This is a genomic window from Luteimonas huabeiensis HB2, assembly GCF_000559025.1.
GTDB classification, from domain to species: Bacteria; Pseudomonadota; Gammaproteobacteria; order Xanthomonadales; family Xanthomonadaceae; genus Luteimonas; species Luteimonas huabeiensis.
On sequence record NZ_JAAN01000046.1, the window covers coordinates 19,636 to 41,844 of the forward strand.

Sequence of the window (22,209 nt, forward strand, 5' to 3'; positions counted from 1 at the left end):
CAAGGAATCCCGATGGTTCACACCCCGACAGGCCGGCAAGCCATGTTCCGGGCCTCCATCGAGACGTTCATCCGAGAACGTCTCGACGCCAAGCTCGACAAGCTCGCCGACGACGATCCCAGGCGAGACGCCCTGATCCAGCAACACCAACCCGCCACGTGGCTCGCCGATGCGGCCCGGCGCGCCGGCCAGATCCAGGCCGTCACCCACTCGCTCAAGCCGATCCATCCGGACGCGCGCGGCAGCAACCTGTATTGCCCGCCCGACACCCTGCCCCGGCATGCCGAGATCGGCACTCACGCGCTGGCCGGGGATTTCACCGGCGATGTCGTCGGCAACGCCGCCGCCCTGGACGTCTATAAGTTCCTCAAGCGGGACGTGGACGGCCGGCCCTTACTCGACTGGATGCTGGACGAAGACGCTGATCTGGCCGCGGCGCTCCACCCGGACCCCGACCAGTCCCGCGACTGGATCGCGGCGTTCACCGGGCTGACCCGTCCTCGCGAGGGTGGACACGCCTCGCATACCCACGCCAAGCAGCTCTACTGGCTGGCCGGCGACGATCCGCTCGACGACGAGCAGTTCCGCATTCTCGCGCCGCTGTACGCCACGTCGCTGGCGCACGCGGTCTTCCAGACCCTCAACGAGGACCGGTTCGGCGAGACGGCCAAGCAAGCGCGTCAGGCGCGGCGCGACAAGCAAGCGCATCCGGTCGGGTACCGCGAGTACCCCCACCTGGCGGTGCAGAAGCTGGGCGGCACCAAGCCGCAGAACATCTCCCAGCTCAACAGCGAACGCGGCGGCAACAACTACCTGCTCGCCTCGCTGCCGCCACCGCCCTGGAAGTCCGAGCTTCAGTTGCTGCCCTCGAAGGGGCAGGGCTCGATCTTCGATGTCTGGTCGAAGAACCTCGACGTCTGGATGCCGGCCGGGGAGCTGAAACGATTCCTGGCGTCCAACCCGGGCAAGACCATGGACACCCGAGACGCCCGCGACGAACTGTCCGATCGCATCATCGACATGGTCCTGGCCTTCTCCGCTGCCGTGCAGAAGCATTCGCCGGGCTGGACGGCCGAGGCGGGGATCGCCCTCGATCCCGACGAGCAGCTGTGGCTCGATCCGCATCGCGGCGAATCCGATCTCGCCTTCCGCGAACAGTGGCGCCGGTTCGACTGGCCACGGCGCGTGTGCGATCGCTTCGGCCAATGGCTCAATACCGAGATCAGGAAGCGCGTGAAGCTCGGCGAGGACGAGTCGGCCGTGCAGCGGCACTGGGCGAGCGAACTGGCCCATCACCCGGACTGGCTGTTCGAGCTGGACCAGTGGAAACGCTGGCTCGACGACCTGGAGAAGCGCGAGCGCGCGGAAGGAGTGCGTCCATGACCGGCCTACCTGCCAGCCCGGCATTGCTGGTCCTGCCCCGGCTGCGCATCCAGAACGCCAACGCGATCTCCAGTCCGTTGACGCACGGCTTTCCCTCGATGACCGCGTTTCTCGGTTTCATGTGGGCGCTGGAACGCCGGCTTGCGGATACGGAGTTCGCCATTGCGCTGCAAAGCGTCGGTGTGATCTGTCATGGATTCCAGGAGCAGACGACCGAGGGCGGATACGTCAAGGCCTTCCGTTTGACGCGCAACCCGGTCGACAAGGACGGCGGCGCCGCCGCCATCGTCGAGGAAGGCCGCATCCACCTGGAGGTCACGCTCGTGTTCGGCGCGGACGGGCGCTTCACAGCGGAGGACGATACCCGCCGACAAGCCATCGCGGCCGGCATCGCCGCGGTTGTCGCCGGCATGCGGATCGCCGGTGGCAGCGTGTTCCTGCCGAATATCCAGGACCGCAACCTGCGACCCGCGCTCAGGATGCTGGACCAGGATGCGGAAATGGCTTCCAGGCAGTTCCGTCGCTGGCGGCGCCACTGGCTGCCCGGCTTCGCCCTGGTCTCCCGCGACGACCTGCTGCAGCAGCGCATCGCTCGCATGGCCGCCCAGGGCATGGGGCCGCTCGATGCCTGGCTCGACCTGTCGCGGTTCAACTGGCGATCGCATCGGATCGAGACCACGGACGAGCGCACCGGCGAGCCCAAGGTCCGGATCGAATGGGATCACGACCGCACGGAGGGCTGGATCGTTCCGATCCCGGTCGGGTATGGCGCGCTGTCCGACCTGCACGAGCCGGGCGCGGTCCGCAATGCGCGCGACACCGCCACCTCGTTCCGCTTCGTCGAAAGCTTGTACTCCATCGGCCAATGGATCGGCCCCCATCGGTTGACCCACCCCAGCCAGCTGCTCTGGTACGCGCACAGCGACGATGCCCGGCGCGTCTATCGCTGCCGGAACGATTACGCGCGTGGCTCTACTACCTCCAACGACTGATCGAATCGAAAGGAACTCATCATGTCCAAAGACCTCAAGACCGCCTCCGTCCTCGCCTTCGAGCGCAAGCTCGATCCGTCCGACGCCCTGTTCTTCGCCGGCAGCTGGGACGCGCGCGACGCATCCGCCGAGTGGAAGCCGGTCACGCTGCGAGAGAAATCCGTGCGCGGCACCATTTCCAATCGCCTGAAGGCCTCCGGGCAGGACCCCGCCAAGCTCGATGCCGCGATCCAGAGCCCTAACCTGCAGACTGTCGATGTCGCGGCACTGCCGGCCGATGCCGATACGCTGAAGGTCCAGTTCACCCTGCGCGTGCTCGGCGGTGCGGGTGCGCCGTCGGCCTGCAACGACGCCGCCTATCGCGAAAAGCTGCTCGCCACTGTCGCAGGCTACGTGCAGACTCACGGCTTCGGCGAACTGGCGCGCCGCTACGCCGCCAATCTCGCCAACGGCCGCTTCCTCTGGCGCAACCGGATCGGCGCCGAACAGGCGCGCGTGCATGTGGCGCACCTCAAGGAAGGCGTGCCCGTTGCGCAATGGACCTTCGACGCCCTGGCCCATCAGCTGCATGACCTCGCCGCTCCGCAAGACGAGGCGCAGGCACTGGCGGAACTGGCCGCGCTGATCGCGGAAGGCCTGGCGGGGACCGCCCATGTCCTGCTGCAGGTCACCGCCTTCGTGCGCATCGGCCCGGGTCAGGAAGTGTTCCCCTCGCAGGAGCTGATCCTCGACCGCGGGCGCGGCGACAAGAGCAAGACCCTGTATGCCGTGGGCGAAGGCGACAAGGCCGTGGCCGCCATCCACTCGCAGAAGATCGGCAACGCCCTGCGCACCATCGACACCTGGTATCCGGGCGCCGAGGAAAACGGCCCGATCGCCGTGGAGCCCTATGGATCGGTCACCACCCAGGGCAAGGCCTGGCGCCAGCCCAAGGAAAAGAAGGACTTCTACAACCTGCTCGACGGCTGGATCCTCAAGGACAAGGCGCCGGAGCCGGAGCAACAGCACTTCGTCGTCGCCACCCTGATCCGCGGCGGCGTGTTCGGCGAAGCGGGCTGAGCGTCATGACCACGCACTACATCGACATCACCGTCGTGCCGGACCCGGAAACGCCGGCCCCGCAGGTGCTGGGCACGTTGTACGACCGCCTTCACCTGGAGCTGGTGCGGCAGCGCGCGGACGACATCGGCGTGAGCTTTCCGGACTACAGCGTGACGCCGCGGACGTTGGGCAATCGGCTGCGGCTGCACGGAAGCGAGAGCCGCCTGCAGGGTTTCCTGGACTCGGGCTGGCTGAAAGGAGTCAAGGACCATGTCCGCGTGACCGACATTGCCGAGGTTCCGCGTGGTGTCGCCCACCGTACCGTTCAGCGCCGGCAGTTCAAGACCAGCGCGGAGCGGCTGCGCAGGCGGCGCATGCGGCGCAAGGGCGAAACCCCCGAGCAAGCGGCACGGGCGATCCCGGATACGGTGGAGCGGCGTCCCACCCTGCCGTATGCGCGCCTGCGCAGCCGCAGCACCGGCCAGCCTTTCTGCCTCTTCATCGCACTCGGTCCGCTCGCCTCGGTAGCCACCACCGGCCGGTTCAACAGTCATGGCCTGAGCGCCGCCGCGACCATCCCCTGGTTCTGACCCTTTTTGCGGAGGGTCTGCGAGATCTTTGAAAATCAATGGCTTGGGATCGCCGTCCTCAAAAGGGGCGGCGAGTCACTTGGGATAGAAATCTCTTTCGCTAAAGGAGCTTAGGAGCAAATTACTCTTGTTCGCTGCCGCGTAGGCAGCTCAGAAGACCGGCGGCAACATAGCCGCGCACGTAGCTGCGTTCGCTGCCGCGTAGGCAGCTCAGAAGCCGGGCACTCCCCGGGCGGCCGTTTTTCCGAGGTTCGCTGCCGCGTAGGCAGCTCAGAAGCCTGAGCGCCGCATCGCGGCACGCTTGGAATCGTTCGCTGCCGCGTAGGCAGCTCAGAAGGTGCTACCGGCAACAGCGCCGTGGACGCCACCGTTCGCTGCCGCGTAGGCAGCTCAGAAGTCGGCCTGATCTCGTATTCGACATTCGAGTTCGTTCGCTGCCGCGTAGGCAGCTCAGAAGCTCGTCTGTCGAAGCTCTTGGATGTCCTGCTCGTTCGCTGCCGCGTAGGCAGCTCAGAAGTTGCCCGGCTCCCACGCAATCGACCCGAGTGCGTTCGCTGCCGCGTAGGCAGCTCAGAAGGCCCACAAGACGGTCCACGACTACCCCGGAGGGTTCGCTGCCGCGTAGGCAGCTCAGAAGGATGAGGCGTGGGCGGCAGACGTCAGGCGAATGGTTCGCTGCCGCGTAGGCAGCTCAGAAGAACGCGCCGATGACCCGCAGGGTGTCGTGAACGTTCGCTGCCGCGTAGGCAGCTCAGAAGTTGAGAAGTGGGCGATGAAGGATCGTTACTCGGTTCGCTGCCGCGTAGGCAGCTCAGAAGAACACTGCCCATGTTGGTCGAAACGGCCAACAGTTCGCTGCCGCGTAGGCAGCTCAGAAGGGTCGGGTCCGGCACCTGCCGGATGGCCGCCCGTTCGCTGCCGCGTAGGCAGCTCAGAAGAACGGCGCAGACGGGCGCCGGGGTTGGCGATAGTTCGCTGCCGCGTAGGCAGCTCAGAAGACGGTGACGTCTGGCAGGACCATCCCGGCGTAGTTCGCTGCCGCGTAGGCAGCTCAGAAGTCGTCCACCTGATCGGCGTTGTCGTAAGGTTCGTTCGCTGCCGCGTAGGCAGCTCAGAAGAAGCCCGCGCCGAAGGGCAAGGGCAAGTCGAAGTTCGCTGCCGCGTAGGCAGCTCAGAAGTGTGCCGCGCTGGACAAGCGCGGGGATCGACAGTTCGCTGCCGCGTAGGCAGCTCAGAAGATCGGCGGTCAGTTGTCGTTGCTGATGCTGATGTTCGCTGCCGCGTAGGCAGCTCAGAAGTGCACGAGCTCGTCGCAGCGAGGAAGGCGGCCGTTCGCTGCCGCGTAGGCAGCTCAGAAGATCCAGGGGCTGCCCGCGGCGACCGCGCTCGAGTTCGCTGCCGCGTAGGCAGCTCAGAAGACATCCGTCGGCGCTACGGATTGCCGTTCGTGGTTCGCTGCCGCGTAGGCAGCTCAGAAGCAATCCTTGCGCAGAACAGGGATCGGCTACTTGTTCGCTGCCGCGTAGGCAGCTCAGAAGCTGCACGATGCGACCTACGGGGGTAGTGAAATGTTCGCTGCCGCGTAGGCAGCTCAGAAGGCGCGGGTCGAGACGGTCAACGCCCTTGAGGCGTTCGCTGCCGCGTAGGCAGCTCAGAAGGGTCGAAACGCAGGAGTGGTTCGAGGCAAAAGGTTCGCTGCCGCGTAGGCAGCTCAGAAGATCAACGAACTGCAACACGTCTGCCACCAGCGGTTCGCTGCCGCGTAGGCAGCTCAGAAGCGGATGGAGTGACCGACGCCATGAAGCAATCGGTTCGCTGCCGCGTAGGCAGCTCAGAAGATGAAGCAATCGCATCCCGAACTCGTGAAGGCGTTCGCTGCCGCGTAGGCAGCTCAGAAGAGCGTAGGTCATCGGGCCCGAATTCGTGGCCCGTTCGCTGCCGCGTAGGCAGCTCAGAAGGACCGCGAGCAGGCCCGCTTGGTAGCGGGCAGGTTCGCTGCCGCGTAGGCAGCTCAGAAGGCATCAATCGGGAGGGGCTGCACCCCTCCCCCGTTCGCTGCCGCGTAGGCAGCTCAGAAGTCGGCAAGGGGCGAGACCTGGAGGTTGGAGCGGTTCGCTGCCGCGTAGGCAGCTCAGAAGGTCGCGGCGGTCGGGCTGGTGTTCCTCGGGATGTTCGCTGCCGCGTAGGCAGCTCAGAAGTGGGCCGCCGCAACGGAGACTCGTCTATGCGTGTTCGCTGCCGCGTAGGCAGCTCAGAAGGCGGCGGGCGGGCGCATTCTGGGCGTTAGGGTGTTCGCTGCCGCGTAGGCAGCTCAGAAGGAGTGGGAGGGCGCCCACGTCGCCGGCGACCGGTTCGCTGCCGCGTAGGCAGCTCAGAAGATACCCAGGACCCACAGGGCCAGGCAGGCGACGTTCGCTGCCGCGTAGGCAGCTCAGAAGTCCGGGGGTCATCCGAGACCGCAGCAGCCACGCCGTTCGCCGCGACACATGCGGTACAGAAGCCCCACTTCCAGGGATCGCCCGCGCGTGATCGGGCCAGATCAGACTTTTCCTACACGCCATGCCGGCACTGCCCTACTGTGGCTTGCGGGATGCGGCGACACACTGTGCGGGCCCCGGCGGCACGGTCATGCGAAATGCAGGGAGAGCTGCTCCGCAAGGGAAAACTGGCCGCCATCTGAGCACATGGGGGATGCCGGGCCGGGGCACATTCTTCGATTCCTCACGCAGGGCGGCGCGGCCGCGTGCGGTGCGTGCGGTCGGCAAGGCGCGTGGGCCTGTGGGGTCAGGCGGCCAGGGTGCGTTCGTAGGCTTGCAGGTGGCACCAGGCGGCGGCGAGGCGTGGGGCGTCGGTGCCGGTAGCGCGCACGCGCTCGAGCATGTCGCCGACGATGTGCGCGGCTTCCACGCGGCGGCCGGCTTCGAGGTCGTGCAGCATCGAGGCCTTCATCGGCGAGCCGGGCTCGGTGAGCTGGCGCAGTGCGGTCTGCTGGGCGGCGGCGGGCACGGGGTGCCCGGCGGCTTCGGCGGCGGCGAGCGTTTCGGCGTAGAGGGCGCGCACGAAGTCGGGGCCGCCTTCGGTGGCGGCGATCGTGCCGACGTCGGTGCGCATCAGGCAGGTGGCGGCGGCCAGCGTGGCGAGGAAGGTGAACTTGTTCCACTGCTCGCCGGCGATGTCGGGGGCGTGCAGGTGTCGGATGCCGGCGGCTTCGCACAGCGCGGCGAAGCTGCGGCAGCGCGCGCTGTCTTGGCCGTCGCGCTCGCCGAAGGTGATCGAGGCGGCGCGGGTATGGTGTCGGATGCTGCCGTCGGGGGCCTGGGTGGCGCTGATGAAGCACAGCCCGCCGATGACGTTGTCGGGACCGAAGCGGGCGTCCAGCGCCGCGTAGTGGCGCAGGCCGTTGAGGATCGGCAGGACCGCGGTGCCGGGCCCGACGACGGGGGCGATGGCCTCGATGGCGCTGTCGAGATCGTAGGCCTTGCAGCTGAGCAGGACCAGGTCGAAGGGCTGCTGCGCGGCGATGGCGGGGGCGTCTTCGGCGGTGAGGCAGCGCACGGGGATGTCGGCGTCGCCCAGCGGGCTGCGCAGGCGCAGGCCGTCGCGGGCGAGCGCTGCGGCGCGCGCGGGCCGGACCAGGAAGGCGATGTCGGCGCCCGATTGGGCCAGCCGCCCGCCGAAGTAGCCGCCGGTGCCGCCGGCGCCCAGGACCAGGATCCGCATGTCGTGCTCCGTCGCGAGAGAGCGCACGATCATAGCGCCGGGCGGAAACGACGACGGGCGCGACCCGGAGGCCGCGCCCGTCGCGGTGCGCGCGGGAGGCGCTTACTGGACGACGTTGAATTCGCGCGTCTGCACGACGTTGCCGTCCAGCGAGACTTCGATCCGGTACTTGCCGACCGGCCAGTTCTCCGTGTTGTTGATCCTGAAGTTGGTCACGCCGGGGCCGGAGAAGTCCAGGCGCTGGCTGGATTCCTCGACGAGCTGGCCGTCCTGGAAGGTCCAGCGCGCGCGCAGCTCGCCGCTGTGATCGGCCGAGGCCTGGGTGATCACCGAGGCGATGATGGTGCGGTCGGTGGGGGCGAAGTCGGTCTTGGGATCGGCGACGCGTTCGCTGTCGCTGGCCTGGGTGCCGAGCACGATCTCGGTCACCTGCACCGACGGGCCCGCCGGCGGCTGTTCGGCGGGCGTGGCGGGCGCGGGAGCGGTGGGCGCCGTGGCCGGCGGGGGCGTGGTCTCGTCGGGCGTGCCGCGGTCGCGGTTGCAGGCGCTCAGGCCGAGGGTGCTGGCGAGCGCGATCGCGAGGGCGAGTGTGGTTCGGGTCTGGGTCATGGGCCGTGTCCTTGGGTTCGCGGGAAGTCGGAAGGAGGCGTCGTTCAGGCGCCGGCGTCGCGCGGGGGAATCCGCAGTACCTGGCCGGGCTGGATCAGGTCGGGATCGTCGAGCTGGTCGCGGTTGGCCTCGAAGATGTCCTTCCAGTGGTTCGGCGAGCCGTAGTACTGCTTGGAGATGGCGGAGAGGTTCTCGCCCTTGGCGACGGTGTGCGAGCGCGCGCCCGAGGTCGCCTCGGTCGACTGGACCGAGCCTTTCACGCCGCCGAAGTCGGCCTTGGGGGACTGCGCGGTCTGCTCGCTGCTCTGCACGTGGCCGCTCACCTTGGAGAAGTCGGCCTTGGGCGAGGCGTTCGCGCTGCCGCCTTTCAGCGAAAGCGACGCGGGGTCTGGGGTCTTGCGGGTGTCGCTCATGCGCCCTCCGGTCTGCTGCCTGCAGGTTGGGATGATGGAAGCGGCGGCAGCCTCGCACGCGGAAAGTTAAGACCGCATGTCCGGAATGTGAAACGCGTCGCTATTGGCGGATCTCGCGCGCCGGGCGCGGCGGCGCCAGGCCGGGGGTGGTGCGCCAGGGGTTGATGTCGAGCCCGCCGCGGCGGGTGTAGCGGGCCTCCACCGACAGGGCCGCCGGGCGCGCGCGCTGCAGCAGGTCGAGGAAGATGCGTTCGGCGCACTGCTCGTGGAACTCGGCGTGGTCGCGGAAGGACACCAGGTAGCGCAGCAGACCGGCGCGGTCCAGGCGCGGGCCGCGGTAGGCGATGCGCAGCGTGGCCCAGTCGGGCTGGCCGGTCACCGGGCAGTTCGACTTCAGCAGCTCCGAGCGCAGGGTCTCCTCGACGAGGGTGCCGGCCTCGGCGCGCAGGTGGCCGGGCTCGGGTGGGCCGTAGGCGTCGATGTCGAGGTCGAGCCCGTCGAGGTCGATGGCGTCGTCGGGCCCGGCGGAGAACGGCGGCAGGCCGGGGGCGACGTCCACCGGCGCGCCGGCGGCGGCGGAGAGGTCGCCGGCGATCGTCGCGAAGGCCGCCTCGCGGGTCTGGAAGCGCGCGGCGTTGAGGGAGTTCAGGTACAGCTTGAGCGACTTGGACTCGATCAGGTTCGGCGAGTCGGCCGGCACGGTCAGGGTGGCGGTGGCGACCACCGGCTTGCCTCGCGCGTCCAGCCAGCCCAGCTCGTAGGCGTGCCAGCGGTCGGCGCCGGCGAAGGGCAGGGCGGCGGGTTCGAGGCCGAGCGCGGCGCGGCCCTGCGCGCGCGGGATCGGGAACAGCAGCGCCGGGTCGTAGCGGTCCGGGTAGGCGACGCTGCGGCCGAGGCTGGAATCTTGGGGCGTGCTCATGGCGCCAGTGTAGGCGCTGGAGCGCGCCGTATCCGGCACGCGGCCGGAACGGCACGCGCGCCTAGCCTGCGTTGCCGCCTTCCAGGTAGTCCAGGGCGAGCTGCAGCATCGCGCGCAGGCCGAGGTCGAGGGCGGATTCGTCGACGTCGAACTGCGGCGAGTGGTTGCTGGGCGCGCCCGCGGGATCGGCGCCGACCGGGGTGGCGCCGACGAAGAAGAACAGTCCCGGCACTTCCCTGGCGTACAGCGAGAAGTCCTCGGCGCCCATGATCAGCGGCATGTCCACGACCTTGTCGGGACCGGCCACGGCTTCCAGGCTCGGGCGCATCCGCGCGGTCAGTGCGGGATCGTTGTAGGTGACCGGGTTGCCCTCGTCGGCGGGGATGCGCGCCTGCACGGTGGCGCCGTTGGCGGCGGCCACGTGCTCGGCGACGTGGTTGAGGCGGCGGAACACGTCGGCGCGCATGTCCTCGTCGAAGGTGCGGATGGTGCCAACCATCTCCACCGAGTCGGGGATGATGTTGTAGCGGATGCCGCCCTCGATCGCGCCGAAGCTCACCACCACCGGCTGCCGGCTGATGTCCATCTGGCGGCTGACGATGGCCTGCGACTGGTTGACGATCTGCGCCGCGGCCACGATCGGGTCCACGCCGCCCCAGGGCCGCGAGCCGTGGGTCTGGCGGCCGATCACCTTCAGCTCGAAGCGGTCCGAGGCGGCCATGGTGGGGCCCGCGCGCACGCCCAGGCGGTCGGCGTTGAGGGTGCTGAAGACGTGCAGGCCGAACACCGCCTCCGGGCGGAAGTCGGCGAACACGCCCTCCTTCAGCATCAGGCCCGCGCCGCCCTCCTCGCCCTCCGGGGCGCCTTCCTCGGCGGGCTGGAACACGAACAGGATCTCGCCGGGCAGTTCGTCGCGCATGCCGACCAGCGCCTCGGCCACGCCCATCAGGATCGCGGTGTGGGCGTCGTGGCCGCAGGCGTGCATGACGCCGGTGGTCTGGCCGCGGTAGGTGTCGGTGACCTTGGAGGCGAACGGCAGGCCAGTCTGTTCGGTGACCGGCAGCGCGTCCATGTCCGCGCGCAGGGCGATGCGCGGACCGGGACGGCCGCCCTTCAGCACCGCGGTCACGCCGGTGTGGGCGATGCCGGTGCGCGGTTCCAGCCCGAGCGCGCGCAGGTGATCGGCCACCTTGGCGCCGGTGCGGGTCTCGCGGTTGGAGAGTTCGGGATGCTGGTGGATGTCGCGGCGCCAGGCGACCACCTTGTCCTGCAGGGCGGCGGCGGCGCGGGCGACTTCCGGCCGCTGCGGGGCCTGGGCGACGGCGAGGGCGGGCAGGACGGCGCAGCAGGCGCCGAGCAGCGCGGTGGCGAGGCGTGGCATCGGAACGGCTCCCTGGAGTGTCGAGGCGATGCTAGACGATTTCCGACGCCGCGGTCGCCAGGATGTCCGGCGCGGCGTCACTCGCGCCGGGGCTCGCCTTCCAGCAGGTCCAGCGTCGCCTGCAGCATCGCGCGCATGCCGACTTCCAGCGCGGCTTCGTCCGGGGCGTAGTGCGGGGAGTGGTTGATCGGCATCGTGGCCGGGTCCTGGCCCTGCGGCGTGGTGCCGACGAAGAAGTAGGCGCCGGGGACCGCGTTGGCGAACTGCGAGAAGTCCTCGGCCACGGTCACCAGCGGCATTTCCACCACGTGCTCCGCGCCCACCGCGGCCTGCAGCGCGGGCAGCACGCGACGGGCGAGGTCGGGATCGTTGATCGTGGCCGGCGCGTTGTTGATGACCTGCAGCTCCGCGGTCGCGCCGGCGGCGTGGGCGTAGTCGGTGGCGATGCGTTCGAAGCGCGCGATCACGTCCTCGCGCACGGCCGGGTCGTAGGTGCGCAGGGTGCCGACCAGGCGCGCGTCGTCGGGGATGATGTTGAAGCGCACGCCGCTCTGGAACTGCCCGGCGGTCAGCACCACCGGCGCGTTCACGATGTTGACCTGGCGCGCGATCATGCTTTGCGTGGCCAGCAGGATCTGCGCGCCGACGGTGATCGGATCCACGCCGTCCCACGGCCGCGAGCCGTGGGTCTGCCTGCCGCCGATCGTCAGCGACCACTCGTCGGCGCTGGCCAGCGTCGGGCCGCTGCGGAAGCCGATCTGGCCGGTGTGCAGGCCGGCCCAGACGTGCAGGCCGAGGATCGCGTCGGGCGTGCCGCCGGCGAACGCGCCCTCGTCGAGCATGCGCTTGGCGCCGAAGGTCTCGCCCGGCTCCGGCGGGCCTTCCTCGGCCGGCTGGAACACGAACACCACCTCGCCCGCCAGCCGGTCGCGCATGCCGGCCAGCGCCTCGGCCACGCCCATCAGGATCGCGACGTGCATGTCGTGGCCGCAGGCGTGCATCACCCCGGCCGGTTGCCCGCGGTAGGTGGCGGTGACGGTGGAGGCGAACGGCAGGCCGGTCCGTTCGGTGACCGGCAGCGCATCCATGTCGGCGCGCAGCGCGATGCGCGGGCCCGGCCGCGCGCCCTTCAGCACCGCGACCACCCCGGTCGGGCCGATGCCGGTGCGCGGCTCCAGCCCGAGCGCGCGCAGGTGCTCGGCCACCTTGGCGGCGGTGCGCGTCTCCTGGTTGCCGAGCTCCGGGTGCGCGTGCAGGTCGCGGCGCCACTCCACCGCGCGCGGCTGCAGCGCGCGCGCCGCGGCTTCCGCCTCCGGTCGCGGCGCGGCGAGCGCCGTGGAGACGGCGACGGACAGCAGCAGGGCGGCGAACAGGCGGGGGCGGACGGGCATGGCGGATCTCCTCACGATCCCTCGATTCTAGGGCGAATCGACATTCGACCTGCAGTGTCGAAACCGTCCCTTCTCTCGCAAGCGGGACCATGCCATCCCTTCTCCCGCAAGTGGGAGAAGGTGGCGCGCAGCGCCGGATGAGGGGGGCTTTTGCACGCCTGCGGCGTGCCCCCATCCGCCTTCGCACCTTCCCCCGCTTGCGGGCGAAGGGACAAACAGCATGACCCCGCGTGCGGGGGCAGGCCAAAGACAGCGTGCCTCCAAGAGCGGGCCTTTCGCGCGCTGAATGTCGATACAGTCTAGGGCGTGCCGCGCGGCGGCCGAAACGCGGCGCAGGCGATAAGCTGTCGAACCCGGTGCCGTTCGATGCCCGCCGACCCGAGGTCGCCCCATGCGTCATGCATCCGATATCGCCCTGATCGCGGTCGACGTGCAACCGGACTTCATGCCCGGCGGCGCGTTGGCCTGCCACGAAGGCGACGCGGTGGTCGCGCCCATCGCCGCGCTGCTGGCCGCGCGCCGCTACCGCACCGTGGTCGCCACCCAGGACTGGCACCCGCCCGGGCACGCCTCGTTCGCCAGCAGCCACCCGGATCGCGCGCCGTTCGAGACCATCGAACTGCACGGCGCCCCGCAGGTGCTGTGGCCGGACCACTGCATCCAGGGCAGCGCCGGCGCGCAACTCGATCCGCGCATCGACTGGTCGCCGGCCGACCTGATCCTGCGCAAGGGCAGCGACCCGCAGGTCGATTCCTACAGCGGCTTCCGCGAGAACCACGGCCCCGGCGGCGCGCGGCCCAGCACCGGGCTTGCCGGCTGGCTGCGCGAGCGCGGCATCGCCGAGGTCCACGTCTGCGGGCTGGCGCGCGACTATTGCGTGCTGTGGACCGCGCAGGACGCCGCCGCCGCCGGCTTCCGCGCCCGCGTGCTGTGGCCGCTGACCCGCCCGGTGACCCCGGAGGGCGACGTCCCCACGCGCGCCGCGCTCGCCGCGGCGGGTATCGCCATCGACGGCGATTGACGATCGCCCGCTGCCCTGAAGAACGTGCGCTTGCCGACAGAAGCGCGGTAGGCTGGAAAACGTCGCCTGGACAGGGGGGAGAGTTCGATGCAGGAGGCCGAGTGTCTGAATCGCGCCATTGCGCGTTATCGCCGGGCGCATGGCGAATCCGATCCGCTGGCACCCGCACTGGAGCGGCTGCAGCGCGAGGGCTGGGCGCTGTGGCGCGTTCCCGAGGCCGAGCATCCGGACGTTCGCCGGTGCGCAGCCGACTTCATCGTCGACTACGTGGAGCACGCGCTCGACGATCATCGGATCTGCGACGAAGAGATGGGCAGGATCGCCACGCTCAAGAGCATCTTCGCGATGCGCGAGGGTGATCTGCATGCGTTGAACCGGCATCGGATCGCCGAGCTGGTGGCGCTCGAAATGGAGCGGATGCTGATCGACGAACGCGTCGAGGATGCCGAGCTGCTCCAGCAGGCCGCCTTGCAGCGCGCGCTCGATCTGGGGTTCGACCAGTTCCTCGCACTGGCGAGGGCGCCCGTCGAACGGATCGTCGAACGCCTGCTGGCGCAGGCCAGGCAGGCGGGTCCCGAGGCGCGCGCAGGCGTCCTTCGGCGCATCGGCGCACTGCAGACGGTGGTGCGCATCGACACGACGACGCTGACGGCGACGTGGCCCGGCGCCTCACCATGAAGACGCTCCGGACGTCGGGCGAAGGTGGCGTTGCGGGGCGCCGGTTCCCGGCCGCCATTGACGACTCGATCGCCGCGTGCGCGCCCCGGGCGCTTACGTCGCGGTCGCCTCGGCCGCGTGCGCCGGCAACGGCGGTGCGGCCACCGGCCGGCCGAGTTCGTCGAGCGCGACCATCACGAAGTGCCCGCGCGTGCACAGCTTGCGGTCGCCGGTCAGCAGGTCCTCGGTAATCAGCTCGACCTCCACGTGCATCGAGCTGCGGCCCACGCGCACGATGCGGGCGATGGTCTCGACCAGCTGGCCCTTCTTGACCGGCTGGTTGAAGTCGACCTGCTCGGAGCGCGCGGTGACCACGGTGCTGCGCGCGTAGCGCGAGGCGGCGATGAACGCCGCCATGTCCATCCACGCCAGCGCCTGGCCGCCGAACAGCGTGCCGAGGTGGTTGGTGTGGTCGGGGAAAACCATCTCGAGCAGGCGGGCTTCGGTGGGGCGCGGCTCGGTGCTTGCGATCTCGGACATGGGCTTCTCCCGGTGTGGATGCATGCCCTCCCGGCCCACATGCTGGACCCGCCCGGGACCCGCTGTCGAGCCGGCGCCGCGCACCCGTTCGGCCCCGCGCGTTCACCCGGGAATCAACAAAGGGGGCGCGGGCCATTAAGCTGTCGATGCGGCTGCGGCTTCGTCGCCTCCGCCCCCATTCCGCAAGGAGACCGTTCCATGTCCGGCTACGTCCGTTCCCTGGCCGTGCGCGCCCGCGAGGCGGCGCAGGCCGTCGCCGCGCTCGACGGCGCGCAGCGCGCGGGCCTGATCGAGGCGATGGCCGCGGCGGTGGATGCCGGCCGCGCCGGAATCCTCGATGCCAACGCGCAGGATCTCGCGCGCGCCGACGCCGCCGGCACCGGCGGGGCGCTGCTCGACCGGCTGCGCCTGGACGACGCACGCATCGACGGCATCGTGCGCGCGCTGCGCGAGGTGGCCGCGCTGCCCGACCCGGTCGGCCAGGTCACCCGGCGCGAGACCCGGCCAAACGGCCTGGCGGTGGAGAAGGTGCGCATCCCGCTGGGTCTGATCGCGATGATCTACGAGGCGCGCCCGAACGTGACCGCCGATGCTGCCGCGCTGTGCCTGCGCGCCGGCAACGCGGTACTGCTGCGCGGCGGTTCCGAGGCCGCCGCCAGCAACGCCGCGATCGCGCGCTGCCTGCACGCGGCGCTGCGCGAGCGCGGCCTGCCCGCGGAGGCGGTGTCGCTGGTGGAGGACACCGCGCGCGAGCACGTGCTGGAACTGTTGCAGCTCGCCGATCTCGTCGATCTGGCGATCCCGCGCGGCGGCGAGGCGCTGATCCGCTTCGTCGCCGAGCACGCGCGGGTGCCGGTGATCAAGCACTACAAGGGCGTGTGCCACCTGTACGTGGACGCCGCCGCCGACGAGGCCGTGGCCACGCGGCTGGCCATCGACGGCAAGCTGTCGCGGCCGGGCGTGTGCAACGCGCTGGAGACGCTGCTGGTGCACGCGGCGATCGCCGAGCGCTGGCTGCCCGGCGCGCTGGCCGCGCTGGCCGCGCGCGGCGCCGAGCTGCGCGGCTGCGCGCGCACCCGCGCGCTGTACCCGCAGGCCGCGCCCGCCACCGAGGACGACTACGCCGCCGAGTTCCTGGCCCCGATCCTGGCCGTGCGCGTGGTCGACGACCTCGACGCGGCGATCGCCCACATCCGCCGCCACGGCTCCGACCACACCGAGGTCATCGCCACCGCCGACCCCGCCGCCGCCGAGCGCTTCGTCCGCGCGATCCCCGCCTCGGCGGTGATGGTCAACGCCTCCTCGCGCTTCAACGACGGCGGCGAACTCGGCCTGGGCGCGGAGATCGGCATCTCCACCACCCGCCTGCACGCCTACGGCCCGATGGGCCTGGAATCGCTGACCATCGAGCGCTGGGTGGTGCGCGGCGAGGGCCAGGTGCGGCACCCGGAATCGGCGCAGGGCTGACGCGGCAGCGCCGGCCGGGTCGATCCGGTACGCCGCGATCGTCGCCGTGCGCGATGCGACGCATGGCCCGTCGAACCCCCGGTCGACGCGCGAAACGCGCGATGCGCGTCGGCGGGAGTCTCGCGCGATCGTCGCGTGGGGTATGTTGCGCATGCCCCAGCCCTGCAGCCAGGCAGCGCTTGCCCATCCGTTTCATCCCGCATCAGGAGTCGTGCGATGAAGGCGAAGAGTCTCGTTCTGCTGGTATCGATTCTGGCCCCCTGCCAAGGTTTCGGGGCGCCGCCCGCCTCGGCGTCGTCGCAGGCCGCGCCCCACGGCGAGCGGCACGTCGCCCGGTCGTTGACGTTGCCGGACGGGCAACGCGTCCAGATCAAGCACGTTGTTCTGGACGGTGGCAGCTTTCTGGTCAGGCCACGAGACCAGGAGCCCGCTACGCTCGATGCCCTGCGTGCCTATTGCCGCGACAGCGTCGGTGCCTCGCTGATCGAAGATGCACAGATCATCGTGGATCAAGGCGTAATTCCCGCTCTTCCATGCGGCGTTACCTCGCAGAGAGGGGGGGGGGGCTGAGCGCGAGTCACGCGGTTTAGTGGGTTCGGGAGAACACGTTTCCCGGAGCAAGAGCAACTGCGGCCATACGTTCGTTTCGGTCGATCTATGGGGGGCGGACCGAATCGAGCAGGGCGATTCGGATACATACGAGGCGTCCGCCGACTACGAGTATGAGAATTTCCTGAGCGAATACGCTACGCTCTCGGGCAGTATCATCCCTGGTTGCTCGTTTACGGTGTCGACCATGATTAGCAGGTGGGGTTCGATCGTCCTTCCGTTTCTCTGCACGGCGAATGTGCCAAGAGGCGATTACACCGCATCTGCGGCCGCGAGTGTATGCGGCGAGTCAGCTTCGACGAGCATGCTGGTTTCGGTGATCTGACATCGCCATCCCGCGGGCGCGCGCGATCCAGGGAGGTCGGATGGCCCGAGTCACGCATCGGCGCGTGCCGACCGAGCCGCCCCGGCAGACGCGTCGGCCGGCGCGAACAGGCCGGCATGGCGGGCGAGGAAGCGCGCCGCGCGGCGGCCGAGCTGCGGTGTCGTAGCGCGCGCCCGGCTCAGGCCGCCGCGCGGCGCCAGGCCGGGAAGGGGTCGGGCAGCTCGCGCCAGCGCTCCGGCCCGGCGGCCATCTCGCGGTCGTCGAGCAGGCAGGCGTCGAGCGCAGCGACGGTCGCCTCGCGGTCGAGCCCGATGCCGATCAGCGCCAGTTCCTGGCGGCGGTCGCCCCACAGCGGATGCCACAGCGCGCGCAGCGCCGCATGCTCGGCCGCGTCGGCGGTCTCCTCGGGCGCGGGCGGCGGGTCGGTCCAGGCCGCGGCCTGCAGGCGTTGCCGGCCAAGGTCGGTCAGCGGCGCGACGGGACCGTGGCGCGGCGCGGGCGGTCGGTCGAGCGCGCCGCGTACGCGCGAACGCGCCGCGTACCAGAAGCCGATCGCCTGGTGCCGGGTCGAACCGCCCACGGTCGACAACTCGCCCACCCAGTCCATGCGGCTGGCCAGCCAGAAGAAGCCCTTGCTGCGCAGCACGCCCGGCAGCCCCTCGGCGAGCAGGCGCGCGTAGCGCTCGGGGTGGAACGGCCGGCGCGCGCGGTAGACGAGGCTGCCGATGCCGTAGGCCTCGGTTTCGGGCGTGTGCTCGCCGCGCAGTTCCTGCATCCAGCCCGGCGCCCGCTGCGCGCGCGCGAAATCGAAGCGGCCGGTGTCGAGCAGCACCGACATCGGCACGTCGTCGCCGTGCGAATCGACCAGCAGCGCGTCGCGGTTCATCGCCCGCAGCACCGCGCGGATCCATTCGGACCGGCCCGGCGGCAGGAGGTCGCACTTGCTGATCACCAGCACGTCGGCGAACTCGATCTGCTCGCCGAGCAACTCGACCACGCCGCGCGCGTCGCCCGGCCCGGCCTGCAGGCCGCGATCGGCCAGGCGCTGGGCGGAGGCGAAGTCGGCCAGGAACGACACGCCGTCGACCACGGTCGCCATCGTGTCCAGGCGGGCGACATCGGACAGGCTGAAGCCGTCGGCGTCGCGCACGGCGAAGGTGGCCGCGACCGGCATCGGCTCGCCGATCCCGGTGGATTCGATCAGCAGGTAGTCGTAGCGACCGCTCGCGGCCAGCCGGCGCACTTCCTGCAGCAGGTCGTCGCGCAGCGTGCAGCAGATGCAGCCGTTGCTGAACTCGACCAGGGTCTCCTCGGTGCGGCGCAGGGTCGCGTCGCCGGCGCGTACCAGCTGCGCGTCGATGTTGACCTCGCTCATGTCGTTGACGATCACTGCGACGCGGCGACCCTCGCGATTGCGCAGCACGCGGTTGAGCAGGGTGGTCTTGCCGGCGCCGAGGAAGCCGGAGAGCACGGTGACGGGGAGGCGGGTGTCGCGGGGGCGGGACGGGGACACGGGCTCGATCCTGGGAGTGATCGTGATGTTATAAAGTAACATCATGAGCCTGGACAAGTCGGCCCCCAATCCGACCCCGCGCGGCGGACGACGCCGCGGCCGTCCCGCGCCCGGCCGGCGTGGGCCCGGGGAAACGGACCGGACCCGCAGGGGCCGCTGCACCGCGGTCGTCCCGCGCGCCGACGCGCCGTATCGGCTACGCGCGCCGGCCCGGCTTGCGCGGGTCGCGTGCGAAGGCGGCGAAGATCTCCAGCGTTTCGCGGCTGACGTGGTGCTCGATGCCCTCGGCGTCGCGGCGCGCGATGTCCGCCGGCACCCCCAGCGCGAGCAGGAAGTCCTCGACCGTGCGGTGGCGCTCGCGGCTGGCGCTGGCCAGCGCCTCGCCGGCCTCGGTCAGGAACACGCCGCGATACGGGCGCTTCGACACCAGGCCCTCGCGCGCCAGCCGCTGCAGCATTCGCGCCACGGTCGGCTGGGCCACGCCCATGCGCTCGGCGATGTCCACCTGGCGCGCCTCGCCGCCGTCGGCGATGAGGTCGGAGATCAGCTCGACGTAGTCCTCGACCAGCTCCGAGCGGTGGGCCTCGCGGACCTGGCGGAAGCTCTCGACCTGGATGCGGGCGTCGACCAGCGCGGAGGCGGTGGAAGCTTCGCGCGGGGCGGGGCGCTTGTTCGACATGCCGGTCCCGGGGCAGTGGCGGGGCTGCCATTGTCGCCAATCCGCGCCGCGGGCAGAAAACAAAGTCTCTACTCATCAAGTATTCTTCTACTATGAGATATAGCATAAGCTATATTTCGTCGGGTCGATTCCGCCGCCGCTCGCGGCCCGCCGCCCTGTCCCTGTCACCGTCCCCCGGAGCCCACCCGATGTCCCGAACCGTCCCGCCGCGCCCGCCGCGCCCGGCGCCCCGCCGCCTGCCGATCGCCGTCTCGCTCGCCCTGTCCGCGTCCGCCGCGATGGCCGCCGACGACGGCGCCCGCCGCGCGGTGGAGCTGGACGCGGTGCGGGTCACCGTCAGCACCGCCACGCGCACCGAGCGGCTGCTGGCCGACGTGCCGGTGCGCACCGAGGTGCTGCGCGGCGAGGACATCCGGCTGCGCGGGGCGAGCGACTTCTCGCGCGCGGTGGAGCTGATCAACGGCCTGCGGGTGGAGAGCAACTGCCAGAACTGCAACACCTCGGAGGTGCAGTTGCTGGGCCTGGGCGGGGCGTACAGCCAGTTGCTGTTCGACGGTACGCCGCTCATGTCCACGCTGGGCGGGGTGTACGGCCTCGAACAGATCCCGGCTGCCTTCATCGACCGCATCGAGGTGGTCAAGGGCGGCGGCTCGGCGCTCTACGGCCCGGGGGCGGTGGCCGGGGTGGTCAACCTGGTGTCGGAGCGGCCGCGGCGCAACGGCGGCTTCGTGCAGGCGGCCACCGAGGTGCAGAAGGGCGAGCCGCTGCACGTGGTGGACGGCCGCGTGGACCGGGTCGATGCCGGCGGCCGCTACGGCCTGTCGCTGGTGGGCCAGGCCGCGCGCAACGACGCGATCGATTTCGACGGCGACGGCTACAGCGAGATCACCGAGAAGGACCGCAAGGTCGTCGGCGTGCAGGGCTGGCGGACCGTCGGCGAGGGCGGCGCGCTGCGCGCGGACTACCAGTTCACCCGCGAATCGCGGCGCGGCGGCAACCGGCTCGACCAGCCGGAATGGCTGGCCAACGTCGCCGAATCGCTGCAGACCGACTACCACCGCGGCGGCGTGCGCTGGGACCAGATCGTGAACGACGATCTCGACTTCGGCCTCGGCTATTCGTTCGCCTACATCGAGCGCGACAGCTTCTACGGCGGCCTGGGCGACGTGGCGACCGACCCGGCCGACCCCGATTACGACCCGGGCGAGCTCGATCCCGCCCGCCCCGGCAGCGCGGCCGCGCGCGCCTACGCCCAGTACGGCTACACCGAGAACCCGCTGCACTACCTGGACAGCCAGGCCAACTGGCGCGTCGGCGCGCACCTGATCGCCTTCGGCGCGCAGTACCGGCGCGAGCGCGTGCGCGACGAGAACCGCGACGCCGCGGGCAGGACGCTCGCGCGTGCCGGCGAGGAGACCTTCACCAACCTCGGCGTGTTCGTGCAGGACGAATGGGCCGTCGGCGAGGCGGTGGACCTGGTGCTGGGCGCGCGCGCGGACAAGAGCTCGACGCTCGACGACGCGGTGTTCTCCCCGCGCGCGGCGCTGGCCTTCCAGGCCAGCGAGGGCCTCAAGCTGCGCGCCGGCGTGTCCACCGGCTTCCGCGCGCCGGAGATCTTCAGCGAGGATCTGCACGTGGACACCCTCGGCGCGGCGCCGGTGCGCATCCGCAACGCCGAGGGGCTGTCGGAGGAGCGCGCCACCACCGCCATGCTCGGCCTGGACTGGCGGTCCGATCCGGCCGACCCGCGCTGGATGTGGGACGCGGCGGTGTCCTGGACGCGCATCCGCGACACCTTCGTGCTCGGCGAGATCCGCCGCGACGGCGACGGCGCGCTCTACCAGGTGCGCGAGAACGCCTCCGGCTCGCGCGTGGCCGGCGTCGAGAGCAACCTCGGCTGGCAGGCGACCGACGCGCTGCGCCTGACCGGTGGCGTGGCGTGGTATCGCGCGCGCTACGACGAGGCGCAGGTGGTGTTCGACGACGGCGACACGGTGCTGGCCACCCGCGACCTCCTCAAGACCCCAGCCTGGAGCGGCGTCGCGCAGGCGGCGTGGGCGCCGAGCGAGGCCTGGGATCTCTATCTCGGGCTCAAGTACACCGGCCGCATGCACGTGCTCAACAACAACACCGCCCGCCTTGAGCGCGTGCGCGACTTCTGGGTGGTGGATGCCGGCGCGACGCGCCACTTCGGCGCCGGCGAGCGCCACTGGGACCTGTCGCTGGGCGTGCGCAATCTGTTCGACCAGCGCCAGCGCGACCTGGAGACCGGACCCGACCGCGACAGCGACTACGTCTACGGCCCGCGCTTCGCGCGCTCGGCGTATGCCAGCCTGCGCTTCTCGTTCTAGCGCGCGGCTGGCGCGTGCGCTCGCGGCGATGGTCCTGGCGTGGGCCGCGGCCGCCGCGCCGGCGCGCGCGGACGCGCTCCCGCAGGCGCCGCCCGGGCTGCGCGAAGACATCGCGGATGCGCTGGTGCGCCCGCAGGGGCCGCGCTTCGCCGCCTATCGCTGGCCGCGCGAGCCGGAGATCGTGGCGCTCTACTACGGCGCCGGCTGGTGCGCGCCCTGCCATGCCTTCGTGCCAGAGCTGCGCGCGGTCTACGACGCGTTGCGCGCGGCCGGCGCCGACACCGAGGTGGTCTACGTCGGCCTCGACGCCTCCGAGCGCGAGATGCACCGCTACATGACCCGGCAGGCGATGCCGTGGCCGGCGATCGACCATCGCCGGGTCGAGCGCATGCCCGGCTTGCGCGCGCTGGGCGGCATGGCGCCGCCGAACCTGGTGCTGTTGGACCGCGAGGGCCGGGTGCTGGCCAGCGGCTGGGCCGGGCGCCGCTACGCGGGCCTGGCGCCGGTGCTGCGCGCCTGGGTCGAACGCGTCGGCGGCAACGCGCCGGTGGCGGACAGGCGCGGGGGGACTGCCCCCGACGTGCAGCGGTAGCGCATCGCGGGCGCCC

19 protein-coding genes and 1 CRISPR repeat array are annotated in these 22,209 nt (G+C 70.7%); of the genes, 10 read left to right on the forward strand and 9 right to left on the reverse strand.

What is annotated here, in order from left to right; all coding sequences use genetic code 11:
• The first annotated feature begins 42 nt into the window (after positions 1-42).
• Genes csy1 through cas6f form a run of 4 tightly spaced genes read left to right on the forward strand, consistent with a single transcriptional unit; the run spans position 43 to position 4,006 of the window.
• Complete coding sequence (gene csy1, locus Z164_RS0118255; protein WP_043690882.1) at positions 43-1,383, forward strand: type I-F CRISPR-associated protein Csy1; 1,341 nt, start codon at positions 43-45, stop codon at positions 1,381-1,383.
• Positions 1,380-2,375, forward strand: coding sequence for a type I-F CRISPR-associated protein Csy2 (gene csy2 / locus Z164_RS0118260; RefSeq protein WP_024892114.1), 996 nt, complete (start codon positions 1,380-1,382; stop codon positions 2,373-2,375). The genes csy1 and csy2 overlap by 4 nt, the downstream gene beginning before the upstream one ends.
• Positions 2,376-2,396: 21 nt before the next feature.
• The gene (csy3, locus tag Z164_RS0118265) at positions 2,397-3,434 is read left to right on the forward strand and encodes a type I-F CRISPR-associated protein Csy3 (RefSeq protein WP_024892115.1); all 1,038 of its coding nucleotides are present in this window, start codon (positions 2,397-2,399) and stop codon (positions 3,432-3,434) included.
• A 5-nt stretch (positions 3,435-3,439) separates the two neighbouring features.
• Positions 3,440-4,006, forward strand: a complete 567-nt coding sequence (gene cas6f, locus Z164_RS0118270) for a type I-F CRISPR-associated endoribonuclease Cas6/Csy4 (RefSeq protein ID WP_024892116.1) — start codon at positions 3,440-3,442, stop codon at positions 4,004-4,006.
• 129 nt (positions 4,007-4,135) lie between these two features.
• Positions 4,136-6,444: a CRISPR direct-repeat array (repeat unit 28 nt; unit sequence GTTCGCTGCCGCGTAGGCAGCTCAGAAG).
• A 346-nt stretch (positions 6,445-6,790) separates the two neighbouring features.
• Here the strand turns inward: cas6f and panE are convergent.
• The 6 genes from panE to Z164_RS0118300 all read right to left on the reverse strand — a co-directional run bounded on the left by panE (position 6,791) and on the right by Z164_RS0118300 (position 12,439).
• Positions 6,791-7,726: a 2-dehydropantoate 2-reductase gene (panE, locus tag Z164_RS0118275; protein WP_024892117.1), complete on the reverse strand. Its 936-nt coding sequence runs from the start codon at positions 7,724-7,726 to the stop codon at positions 6,791-6,793.
• A 102-nt stretch (positions 7,727-7,828) separates the two neighbouring features.
• Complete coding sequence (locus Z164_RS0118280) at positions 7,829-8,335, reverse strand: hypothetical protein (protein WP_024892118.1); 507 nt, start codon at positions 8,333-8,335, stop codon at positions 7,829-7,831.
• 44 nt (positions 8,336-8,379) lie between these two features.
• A complete protein-coding gene (locus Z164_RS0118285) occupies positions 8,380-8,748 on the reverse strand; it encodes a LysM peptidoglycan-binding domain-containing protein (protein ID WP_024892119.1) in 369 nt (122 codons plus the stop codon).
• 100 nt (positions 8,749-8,848) lie between these two features.
• Positions 8,849-9,667, reverse strand: a complete 819-nt coding sequence (gene queF, locus Z164_RS0118290; RefSeq protein WP_024892120.1) for an NADPH-dependent 7-cyano-7-deazaguanine reductase QueF — start codon at positions 9,665-9,667, stop codon at positions 8,849-8,851.
• Between the two features lie 61 nt (positions 9,668-9,728).
• Positions 9,729-11,048 carry an amidohydrolase gene (locus tag Z164_RS0118295; protein ID WP_024892121.1) on the reverse strand — a complete coding sequence of 440 codons (1,320 nt, stop codon included), beginning with the start codon at positions 11,046-11,048 and terminating at the stop codon, positions 9,729-9,731.
• 77 nt (positions 11,049-11,125) lie between these two features.
• On the reverse strand, positions 11,126-12,439 hold the full coding sequence (locus Z164_RS0118300; RefSeq protein WP_024892122.1) for an amidohydrolase: 1,314 nt from the start codon (positions 12,437-12,439) through the stop codon (positions 11,126-11,128).
• A 391-nt stretch (positions 12,440-12,830) separates the two neighbouring features.
• Between Z164_RS0118300 and Z164_RS0118305 the strand changes: the two genes are divergently transcribed.
• Together Z164_RS0118305 and Z164_RS0118310 are read left to right on the forward strand one after the other, a co-directional pair.
• On the forward strand, positions 12,831-13,460 hold the full coding sequence (locus Z164_RS0118305) for a nicotinamidase (protein WP_024892123.1): 630 nt from the start codon (positions 12,831-12,833) through the stop codon (positions 13,458-13,460).
• Between the two features lie 87 nt (positions 13,461-13,547).
• Complete coding sequence (locus tag Z164_RS0118310; RefSeq protein ID WP_024892124.1) at positions 13,548-14,138, forward strand: hypothetical protein; 591 nt, start codon at positions 13,548-13,550, stop codon at positions 14,136-14,138.
• A gap of 93 nt (positions 14,139-14,231) precedes the next feature.
• On the opposite strand, the gene Z164_RS0118315 is transcribed toward Z164_RS0118310, so the two are convergent.
• Complete coding sequence (locus Z164_RS0118315) at positions 14,232-14,657, reverse strand: acyl-CoA thioesterase (protein WP_024892125.1); 426 nt, start codon at positions 14,655-14,657, stop codon at positions 14,232-14,234.
• Positions 14,658-14,855: 198 nt separating this feature from the next.
• Here Z164_RS0118315 and Z164_RS0118320 point away from each other — a divergent pair, with 198 nt between their 5' ends.
• On the forward strand, positions 14,856-16,124 hold the full coding sequence (locus Z164_RS0118320) for a glutamate-5-semialdehyde dehydrogenase (RefSeq protein WP_024892126.1): 1,269 nt from the start codon (positions 14,856-14,858) through the stop codon (positions 16,122-16,124).
• A gap of 216 nt (positions 16,125-16,340) precedes the next feature.
• Positions 16,341-16,694 (forward strand): hypothetical protein, encoded by a 354-nt coding sequence (locus tag Z164_RS0118325; protein ID WP_024892127.1) that lies wholly within the window; start codon positions 16,341-16,343, stop codon positions 16,692-16,694.
• 542 nt (positions 16,695-17,236) lie between these two features.
• Here the strand turns inward: Z164_RS0118325 and Z164_RS0118330 are convergent.
• Complete coding sequence (locus tag Z164_RS0118330) at positions 17,237-18,571, reverse strand: GTP-binding protein (protein ID WP_024892128.1); 1,335 nt, start codon at positions 18,569-18,571, stop codon at positions 17,237-17,239.
• A gap of 196 nt (positions 18,572-18,767) precedes the next feature.
• The gene (gene mntR, locus Z164_RS0118335; RefSeq protein WP_024892129.1) at positions 18,768-19,250 is read right to left on the reverse strand and encodes a manganese-binding transcriptional regulator MntR; all 483 of its coding nucleotides are present in this window, start codon (positions 19,248-19,250) and stop codon (positions 18,768-18,770) included.
• A 188-nt stretch (positions 19,251-19,438) separates the two neighbouring features.
• On the opposite strand from mntR, the gene Z164_RS0118340 reads away from it, so the two are divergent.
• Positions 19,439-21,601, forward strand: coding sequence for a TonB-dependent receptor plug domain-containing protein (locus tag Z164_RS0118340; protein WP_024892130.1), 2,163 nt, complete (start codon positions 19,439-19,441; stop codon positions 21,599-21,601).
• Between the two features lie 28 nt (positions 21,602-21,629).
• A complete protein-coding gene (locus Z164_RS0118345) occupies positions 21,630-22,193 on the forward strand; it encodes a thioredoxin-like domain-containing protein (RefSeq protein ID WP_024892131.1) in 564 nt (187 codons plus the stop codon).
• Positions 22,194-22,209 lie beyond the last annotated feature (16 nt).